At 40.1% G+C, this 9580-nt stretch carries 12 protein-coding genes; all 12 read right to left on the minus strand.

Going from position 1 to position 9580, the window contains the following annotated elements; translation table 11 throughout:
* Positions 1-1295, minus strand: a 1295-nt coding sequence (gene virB10, locus K941_RS16545; protein ID WP_051226046.1) for a type IV secretion system protein VirB10, incomplete at its 3' end; no start/stop codon positions are given.
* A 60-nt stretch (positions 1296-1355) separates the two neighbouring features.
* Positions 1356-2183: a TrbG/VirB9 family P-type conjugative transfer protein gene (locus K941_RS0111300; RefSeq protein ID WP_051226047.1), complete on the minus strand. Its 828-nt coding sequence runs from the start codon at positions 2181-2183 to the stop codon at positions 1356-1358.
* Positions 2180-2899 carry a VirB8 family type IV secretion system protein gene (locus K941_RS0111305; protein WP_029103699.1) on the minus strand — a complete coding sequence of 240 codons (720 nt, stop codon included), beginning with the start codon at positions 2897-2899 and terminating at the stop codon, positions 2180-2182. Before K941_RS0111305 ends, K941_RS0111300 begins: the two co-directional genes overlap by 4 nt.
* Position 2900: 1 nt before the next feature.
* A complete protein-coding gene (locus tag K941_RS0111310) occupies positions 2901-3122 on the minus strand; it encodes a hypothetical protein (protein ID WP_029103700.1) in 222 nt (73 codons plus the stop codon).
* A gap of 50 nt (positions 3123-3172) precedes the next feature.
* On the minus strand, positions 3173-4342 hold the full coding sequence (locus tag K941_RS0111315) for a TrbL/VirB6 family protein (protein WP_029103701.1): 1170 nt from the start codon (positions 4340-4342) through the stop codon (positions 3173-3175).
* A 3-nt stretch (positions 4343-4345) separates the two neighbouring features.
* On the minus strand, positions 4346-4654 hold the full coding sequence (locus tag K941_RS0111320) for an EexN family lipoprotein (RefSeq protein ID WP_029103702.1): 309 nt from the start codon (positions 4652-4654) through the stop codon (positions 4346-4348).
* A gap of 69 nt (positions 4655-4723) precedes the next feature.
* On the minus strand, positions 4724-5428 hold the full coding sequence (locus K941_RS0111325) for a TrbJ/VirB5 family protein (RefSeq protein WP_029103703.1): 705 nt from the start codon (positions 5426-5428) through the stop codon (positions 4724-4726).
* A gap of 57 nt (positions 5429-5485) precedes the next feature.
* Positions 5486-7915 carry a VirB4 family type IV secretion/conjugal transfer ATPase gene (locus K941_RS0111330; protein WP_036388279.1) on the minus strand — a complete coding sequence of 810 codons (2430 nt, stop codon included), beginning with the start codon at positions 7913-7915 and terminating at the stop codon, positions 5486-5488.
* Positions 7916-7923: 8 nt separating this feature from the next.
* Positions 7924-8247 carry a VirB3 family type IV secretion system protein gene (locus tag K941_RS15725; RefSeq protein ID WP_051226048.1) on the minus strand — a complete coding sequence of 108 codons (324 nt, stop codon included), beginning with the start codon at positions 8245-8247 and terminating at the stop codon, positions 7924-7926.
* Between the two features lies 1 nt (position 8248).
* Positions 8249-8584: a TrbC/VirB2 family protein gene (locus K941_RS0111340; RefSeq protein WP_029103705.1), complete on the minus strand. Its 336-nt coding sequence runs from the start codon at positions 8582-8584 to the stop codon at positions 8249-8251.
* 23 nt (positions 8585-8607) lie between these two features.
* Positions 8608-9330 (minus strand): lytic transglycosylase domain-containing protein, encoded by a 723-nt coding sequence (locus tag K941_RS16550; protein ID WP_051226049.1) that lies wholly within the window; start codon positions 9328-9330, stop codon positions 8608-8610.
* On the minus strand, positions 9323-9580 hold a 258-nt coding region (locus K941_RS17565; RefSeq protein ID WP_029103706.1), incomplete at its 5' end, for a hypothetical protein. The genes K941_RS16550 and K941_RS17565, both read right to left, overlap by 8 nt.

Below are 9580 nucleotides of genomic sequence, written 5' to 3' on the forward strand. Positions count from 1 at the left end.
AAGCCATAAACATTTCCAAACCAAACATCACGAGCCACATAAATACTGAGGCGGTCTCCTTGATGTTTGATTAGGCTTGGCGGTATGTTGATAGATTTTTCAAGTTCTGCGGTTGCCATTTGATTAGCTGTTTCACTGGCATTTTCAAGTCGAACATCGCCACCAATGGTTTTTTCAGCTGCCGCCTCGCTGACCGCCTTACCCAAGTCATTAACAAGGCTGACAAGCATAGCACCGCCAAAGCGTTGCCAAAATTTAGTATTCACTCGTCCATCTACCCCAGCCTCACCAAGACTGCCAGCGGCAGGGCTGTTAATGTTGATGATTACGCCTTTGGGCGTTTCTATGCGATTCCACAAGATAAATACACGGTTTTGTCCCTGTTGGATACCACCCTTGTATTCGCCTGATACACGGCTACCTCTATCTATTAACACCACACGCCCACTTGCTCCATAAATATTGCGTGTAACGGTACAAGTAATCATACCCACAACGGTACTATCAAATTTGGTATTTAGCACGCAATCAATGGTATTGCCTTTGGTAATGATAAAATCACGGTTTTGCATTCTAACTGCTGCCGTGCCGTCCAAACTGGCAGGGGTTAAACTTGCGGTCAATGGGTCTTCATCTTGCTTGGCAAGACCGCCAACAGACTCTGCCGATGAGCCACCGCCTCCACCACCACCGCCTTTCATAGCGGAAAAACCAGCGTTCAAAATTCGCTCTTGTCGCTTTTCTTCGTCCGTCAATTCAGGCACAGGAGGCGGAGCAGGAGCGACCACAGGAGCAGGCTGTGGAGCTGGCTCTGCTGGTGCAGTTACAATAATAGGCTCTTCATAAGTTGGCATTACTGGCTCAGGAGCATTTCCTGCAATCCCAGCGGTATCTTCGGCTGATTCTACAACATCAGGCTTATCCATCTCTTCTTTGGCGGCGGCAGTTGGGTCATATTCGCCTATATATTGCTCTTCAAACTGCTGTCCAAAATCTTTTTTCTTTGTTGGTGTCTCAAAAGAAGTCTTAACCTCTTCTTTACGCTCCTCTTTTGGCTTGCCACCACTACTAATTTTGGCAAATAACAGACCGCACACCACAAGCCCTGCCAATACCAAAAACGCCATTAACGCCTTTTGACCTTTTGGCTTGATTTTTTTAGCTTTTTCAAGTTCAGACCGCCCACGCACATCATCAAGTGTTTCTTGCGGCTGTGGGTCAGGGTCATTAAAATGTTCATCAAAATCTGATAAATCCTCATCAAAAGCAATATCATTGTTATTGGACTTGTTCAATTTCGCCTCCATCTACAATAGTAGAAATTTCATTGGGTCGTTAGACCAAAATTGATTAAATTAATCAACATTCAATTCAATCCGCTCAACTTCGCTTGAAATTGTGCCTGTCTGATTCAATACACCATAACCATTTGAATGATTGTTATACACTTCAATGACCGTATCAGCCAATCTTAGTCGCCAATGGCGGTATACTTTGTGCATAACCAGCGTATCATTGCCAACCCCCTGCACCGTATAATTAACCAGTATCTCTTGCCCGTACTTTTGCGTATCGCTGACATCTACGGCATAAATGGCTGGCAAATCCACATTCCCTGCAAACTTAAAATAAGTAAAATTACCGTCATCATAGACATTAACAGGGGCAATGGTGCGATTGCCACGCACTCGCATTGTGTAATCTAGGTTGTAGGTTTTTGTGGTCCTACCCTTTTCAAATGCAGTTTCAACCGCTTGCTTGGCTTGCTCCTCTCTCTCCTTTTGGCTAATAACCTCAGGATAAATAAAACGAACTTGGTACATATCTGTTGCGTTATTATCAGCAACATAATTTACCTTGAACATATAATTGCGTTTGTTGGTAACAACGCTAAAATTGGTTGTGCCAAGTGTTAATTTGGGCTTAATGAACAAATAATTTTTATAACTGGCAAAGTGCCAAGCCTCTTCATCGCCAAAGGCGTGTACCTCGTGCTGTTCGCCCTCCTCCAAAACAATCTGAGTAAAAATTCCGGGCTTTACAAAAATTTCTGTTACATTATTTGAATCGTAATGCACCGTTGCCATTCTAACATCTTCGGCATTTGGTTGTGGGAATTGCTGAGAAAATGCCACACCTGAGAATAGCCCCAGCGACAAGACCAACGCTTTTAAAATTCTCATTGACCCAGCTCCTTATCCTCACGATAAGAAGTAACCACAAAACCCAATGGATTGACAAGACGAACCCCCTCATCAATACGAGCTGACACATATTCATAAGTCAAAGTAGCGGTGTAATTTTCCATAATTTTTGATTGTTGTGAGCTATCGGTTGTGGCAGTAAAGCGAACAGTTGCAATACCCTTTTGCACATCAGGCACAACAGAAATAATCTCAATTTTGCGTGTACCTGATTTACCCAAAAACTCATCTCGTGGCTTTTGTCCATTACTGCCGTCATAAATCGCTTGATACTGTTGCCCTACACTATCACTACTCATCAAAATTACTTTATCATAATCATCTTGAATACTGTGATAATTGTAATTGCCATACGCCTTAACATAGTCAGCAATAAAGAATGTATCCACAACTTCGCCATAGCTTTTTTCTTGGTCTTTGATTCGGCTAACTACATTGACCTGACCGTTAGACTTATCTACTTCAAGAACCATTGGCTCTTTATGTGTTACTGGGTTAAATTGATGATATAACACCGCCACAACCGCAAACACAAAGCAAAGTACAGCCATTTTTTGCCAATCTCTGCGAGATTTGACAATTTCAGCCATATAATCACGCTCCAAGCCTTTGACTTCCGCCAAATACTGATTCCAATGAGCCTTATCCACTCTGCTATTATCAACCACTTTTTCTTTTTTGGATTTGCCTAGCATTTTAATCTTCCTTTACCACGATAATTTGTTTTGGTACAATATTTTTCTCGTCCACATAAGCCACTTTTGGCGGCACTTCATAGGGGCGGAGTTCGTGAGGTACAAAGCGATTAACAGGCTCAACCCTACCCCAAGTTTTGGGGCTTGTGGGGTGTTTTGGGTAAGTTTGACACCCTGCCACCAAAACCGAAAGACAAAAAACCCCTAATAGTGATAATTTCATAAATTTCACCTTAACTATATTTAAGTAAATCTAATTAAAAACCAAGAGCGTTATTTTTTACCTTTGGCAAAAGATACACTAGGCACAGCACCACCGCTATAACTGCCTGTGCCTTGCGGTGTATTTCTTTGACTATTTAATCCCATTTTGGCGTAGTTTGGATAACCTCGTTTTAGGTCATCTTTGGTTTCGTTGTAGGTATGGCGTGCTTGCCGAGCTGCTTGAAAGCGACTGGCACCGCCAGCCCTAGCTTGATTATAAGTCTTGCCAGCCTCATATCCTGCAACAGCAGACCTACCAGCACCCAAAACACCACCTGCCGCTCCTGCACCCATACTAATAGCACCGCCACTAATACGGCTCATAGCTGTACCAACCGCACCACCAGCAGCCCCTGTTAGAGCTGAAACATATTGAGGAATGGCAACAAGTACGCCCATACAGAGAATACCCAAGAATGTAAAAACGGCTGCATTAGCAAAGTTGGCTGTATCTAGCTCAACCTGCAACTCATTTAATTGTGTATTAAAAATAGCAGCAAATACCGCAAATACCGCCAAGACAAAAATTGATGTTATGGCGGTATTTAATACTTGACCAAGCCAAGACCAAAAAAATTGCTGTGTTGGATTCCAAATCAAACAACAAATAAAGAATGGACCGATACCAAGCATTAAAGCTAACACAACCTTAGCCACAATCAGCCAAAAAAGACCAATAACACAGCAAAGTAATATACCAATCCAAACCAACACCCCATAAAGTATTGGCAATAAATCAATCCCTTGTGTTAGGCTAAATGCTGCTTGGTCAAAAAACAACCCTGCTTTTGAAGTGCCTAAATCATACATCTCCTCTATGGCGACAGCTGCACCTTGACCAACTTTAACATCTGCACCTGAAATAGAATTACCAACCAATGAAGAAATCAGGTCGTCAGGCAATGTTAAAAACACATCAATGACATAATTTTGATACACAGCTGTTGTTAAAGCAATGCTAGTGATAATAGAGGCTTTTGTAAGAGTCCACGCCACCTCCATAAAAGGACGGTCAAGCAACCCACGAATCGCCATAATACCAATAACGATAAAAGACAATGTTAAACCACCTGCGACCAACGGGGCAATCTCTGTCGCTACACCACTAGAAAACTGTGATGAAAAATTGCTTAAAGCAGAATTTACATCATCAAAAGCACCGCTTAAAAATCCAGCCATAAATCACTCTTTCTTTTCTTCGTCTGAACTATGAATACTTTTCCATTGCTGAGGTTTTTTACCTGCATTTCTATTAAATTCTTTTGAGTATCGCTCTTCTGCGGCTTGGGCTACCCCACAGTTTGGCTCATCTTTAACCAATTTCTCATAATTACCAATCTGAGCCAATTTCTCTTTACAAGTTGCCAAAAGCTCTCTTCTTAGCTCTTTATTTTGATAGAGTTCATCAACTGTATAATCCGCTTTTTTTTCGCCACAGGCAGAAAGCAGGACAGCCAAAGAAGCCAATACAGGAAAAAATAATTTTTTCATAACAAAAGTCCTTAATGATAAAATGTTGGCATACACGGATTAAAAAAATCCGTGTACACACATATTGTATCATTTATTGAATACACTTTTGTACTGCGTTCTTTTGCTATTTTGTGAATTATTGAACTGCCGAGAGTTTTCCAACGCTCTTTGCTCCTGCATATCTTTCTCAGCTTGCATAAGCATATTCATCATTTGAAGTTGATTGCTTTGTAGCTGAATCATTGCAATTTCTACTTGAATGCGGTTTAATAGGTCAGCTGCCGCTTTTGGGTCTTTTTGCAAATCAACAGAGTTTGCCATTCGCTGAATTTGAGCAAAACGCTGGTTGCTCTTGGCAAACATATCATCTAAAACAACCTTATTGCCAAGTGCTTGCATTTTGGCTCGATTGGCAATTTGAGACAGTTGCTCTTTTTGAGTACCTGTTAATTGTTGGCTTTTTTCTAAGCGAGCCACCTTGTCTGCAAGACCCGCCCAGTTACCTGACTGGTAGTCTTTGTACATATCTTGCATTTCTTTTGGCATTTGACTGCCGTATTGATTAAACAATACGCCAATATCACGGCTACCTCTGAATTGGTCATAAGTAGCTTTTGCTTGGTCATACTGTCTTTTTGCCTCGTTAAGCTGTTGTAGCTGACGAGCAAAAATAGCAGGGTCAAATACTGTAATGGCGTGAGCTGTGGTTGAGGTCATAACCACCCCAACAGGGGCGATGAGGGACAATGACAAAATTGCCGCCATTGCTTTTTTGGTAAAATTTACTTTCATAAATTGCTCCTTAGTTAGGAAAATGCTGCAGCTGCCGCAGGGTTAAAATAAGCAACTCTATCTACCACGATAACCATTTTCTTCATAAAATAATGGCAACCAATCATCAGGGTGTTCTGAGCCAATGCGATTGATAATATCATTGATTTTTTCTGCATTCTCTGGCGTACCTGATAACACAGTAATTTCTTTTTCAAAACCCCTTAAATTAAATTGCAATAGGGAGCTTTGACCGCCTTGTTTAACCAAAAACTGATAGCTTTTTTCAGGAATATTAACCACCATTTCATACTCCTCAGGTGTCAGTTTAAGTCCATCCACATAATCCTCATAATCCGCTTTTGGATTTTCAAGTAAGATTTGAGTGGCACATTGAGACACCATTGTTTTTGCAATTTCTGAGCGTAAGGCATCATTCGCTTCTTGAGTGGCAAAAATACAAAGACCATTTTCTTTACGAATTGTTTTAAGTTTATCTTCAAATAATTTTTGAAAATATTTATCCTGAGCAAGTCGCCAATATTCATCAAAGAAATAAACAAAAGGTCTTCCGTCCAACATTTGCTGAGTGCGATAAGTCAAATACATAATAATAACTTCACGCAATTCAGGTAATTCTAAAAAATTGGTTACATCAAACCCATAAACGCTATATTTATTGACATCTAGGCTATCAGCCTCATTGTCAAAGACCCACGCATATTCTCCACCACTATGCCACTTGGCAAGTCTGCGATTGACGGTTGGTCTGTCATCGTCAGTAATTGGGTTTGGCAATGACTGCACAAAAACCGCAAGCCGCCTATTCTCTGGCTTATGTTCAAAAATAATATCAATCGCTGCTATTAGTTCCTGCTCATCACGGTAATTAACCCCATAATTATCATAAGCAAGCAGATTATACAGCCAGTTTTTAATAAATTTGCGGTTATTGGGTGTATCAGGTAACTGCAAAGGATTAAATCCAGTTGGCTTGCCAGTTTCTAAGGGCAAATACTTACCGCCTACGGCACGAATAAACGCCTCTAAACCCCTATCCTTATCAAATGCTACAACACGCAAATTAGGCACACTCAAAAATTGAGAAAGCAGAAAATTAACTAGCGTTGTTTTACCTGCCCCTGTCTTGCCAAAGACCAAAGTATTTCCGTCATATTTTTTGGCAAAAGAATTTTCATATTTTGGGCTATTATGAAAATTGAAAAAATAAGGTGTTCCTGATGTGGATTGAAACATAGAAACCGCCTCGCCCCACGGATTTTTATTAGCTTTGCCATTCATAAAATTATGAAAACTATTGAGCGAAAAAAAGTTAAGCGAAGTAATCGGAGCTGGTCTTGGTCTATGCTCATAATTATTGGGTAATTGAGCAAAAAATCCACTTTCTAATGCCAAATCCAAAAAACTAGGCACAATTCCCACCTCGCCCAAATCGGCTGAAATGGCTTGCAAATGCTCTTTTACTCGGCTTGGACTGTCATCATAAACGCAAACGGTCATATGATGTTCGCCCATCACGAACGCACCACTCGTCAAATCATCAAGGGCATTGTCTATCTGCTTAATTTGCGATACCGCCAAATCCGCTGAGTCCACCATAAATTTTTTATGGCGTTTTAAAAACCCTTGACTGGCAACTTTGGAAGTAATCTTAAATGATTGAGATACAATCAATTCACAATTTGAATTTAAAAGTGTATTAATATGTCCAGGAACGGTGTAGTTTTCATATTCTTTTAATTCAAGCATTCCGAAAAATTTTGAACGCTCAATTTGTCGTATCTCACCAATTTCTCCGTGATTAGAGAATAAAATGCGATTATTTGATAAATAGTTATAATAGCGTTCACGAGTAACAGGCACTCGTGTTCTTTGGTGAGTCAAAAGATAAGCATAAAATTCTAAGGCTTGGCAATACATACGCCCTTTATGCTCATAAACGCCAAGTCTAATAGGCTCATAAGCACGAAGTCCAGTTAAAAGTAAACTGGTAATATCGTTGATTTTTTGAACATAAGCCTCTTGCTGTTCCAATCGCTCTTCAAATTTTGGTTTCTCAAAACGAGCAAAAAATCCGCTTGTTTTATCAATGATTGGTCTATAACAAATGGTAATATATAAGTCATTAACCATTAAATTTTTCTTACCAAAAACATCAATATATTTATCAGTCAAATCTTGACTAAATTTATTATTGAAAGTTTTGTGGAAATCAATCACTTCTCTTCTGCGGTCAATATGAGTCCAAAAAGCAATATGGTCTGAATCTTCGGCAGGAATGGAGCGAATGAGGGTATTTAAATCTTGAACCCATTTATTCATATCGGCAATGTCGGCAGCAAGATGAGTACGACCAACCAATTTAATTGTGGTCAAATAATCGCCTTGACGAGTAACAATTACTTGGTCTTCTGCGTGATGAGAAAACGGTATTTTGTCAGCAATGCTTCGGTCTTTATCAATAATGGTTAAAAGATTGTCAAGCATAAATCCCCCTAAGCCTTAAACTCCTTACTATCCCAACTTTGATATTTGGTTTTAATTTTAGTGTTTGAGTATGAAGTTGCTCCAAAAAACTGCTTAACAGGTTTTGGGCAACGAAATTTGGTATCAATAAACAAACCCCATTGACGAAAGGCTCTATCATCTCTTTTGGCAATCATACGCATAACAAAACCGATGATTGGCAAAAAAATCCACATTGCAATGGTTGTGGATAATGCCAAAAGACCCACCCCACAAAACGCATAAATCAATGCGTCTGTGGGGATACCAAACATCATTGCTGGGCGTGTTGCTCCCTTATACAAGTCAAACATTTTAGCCCCAAATCAAGCCGACAAGCTCGTTTGCAGAACCAATAATGATGATACCAACAATGATTTTGATGAAAGTGGCTTTATCCACCATATTCATCATATAACCAGCACCAGCAAAAATGAACGCCCCAATCGCCACCAAACGCAAAATCGGCAAAACATCATTGATAAACTTATCAAGAGCGGTTTGTGCCTTTTGCAGTCCAGCAGCGTGAGCCTCTGGAATCATAAACAACACCGCTGTCAGGGTCAGCGTGGTTGCCATTAGCATAAACCGCAAAATTTTCTTATTGCGAAGTTCGAGCTGTGCTTGGGTCAGATTTTGAGAAAAGTACATAACATACTCCTTATGATTGCAGGTTAATTAACATTAAAAATACTTGATTTTTGCATTAAAAATACATTACCGTTAGGATTTTTTGGTTTTTCTTCTGCTACTTTTTGTACAGGTGCGTTATTTGCGTTCAAATCGCTCACAGTTAAATTCAAGTCATCAACCACTACCAAAGTACCATTCTGGGCTTGAAGTGGCATAGAGGCGTTCTCTGTGCGTTCTACAATGATTTGATTTGGTACTTGATAAGTTGGTTGTGGCAAAACTGGTTTTGTGGCTGGATTTTGTAGCCGCTGAACAAAATAATTGTAATTGCCAGTTACCTTATTCACATAACCATTGCTAAATCCGTTACGGCTATTGCCTGTGTTATAGCAACTCCAAGCCCTTTGCATTCTATTACCAAGCCCACTATTACCAGCTCTATCATAACAATGCTGATAAACGGTTTGCATAGCTTTTAGGTTAGTGCAAGGGTCAAACACTTGCTCTACTGAGAGTCTAAACCAATTCAAATTAGCTGAGTTGATTTGACCAAGTCCCATATCAATATTTGCACCACGAGCAAGTAGGGCTTTGGCGGTTGATACTGCTTGATTGTAGCTGGTAGGTTGTTTTGTCAAACGCCCTGCCCCTTTGTTCACACCAATTGCAAACGGATTAAATCCGCTTTCTGTCTTTGCAATCGCATTAACGATAGCAGGGTGCATTTGAGGACTACACGCTGTAACCAATGTCATATCAAGCATAATTGCCCCTAATGTGATTTTGGGCGGCAAATTTTTGACACGACAAAAGACCTACCAAATCATAAGCTTGGCAAGTTTGGGATTTTTTATCTACGGTAGTATCTACGGTAGTAGAAATTGGGCTAAAATCGTTAGATTTGAAAGTGAAATTGTCTGCAAATGCAGAAACAAGCAATGGCGATAAGTCGCCAAAGAAAGGATTTTCTAAGTGAAAATTAGGCTTGCTGTGCTGTGCTGTGCTGTGCTGTGC

The organism is Moraxella caprae DSM 19149, from assembly GCF_000426885.1.
In the GTDB taxonomy this organism is placed as follows: domain Bacteria; phylum Pseudomonadota; class Gammaproteobacteria; order Pseudomonadales; family Moraxellaceae; genus Moraxella; species Moraxella caprae.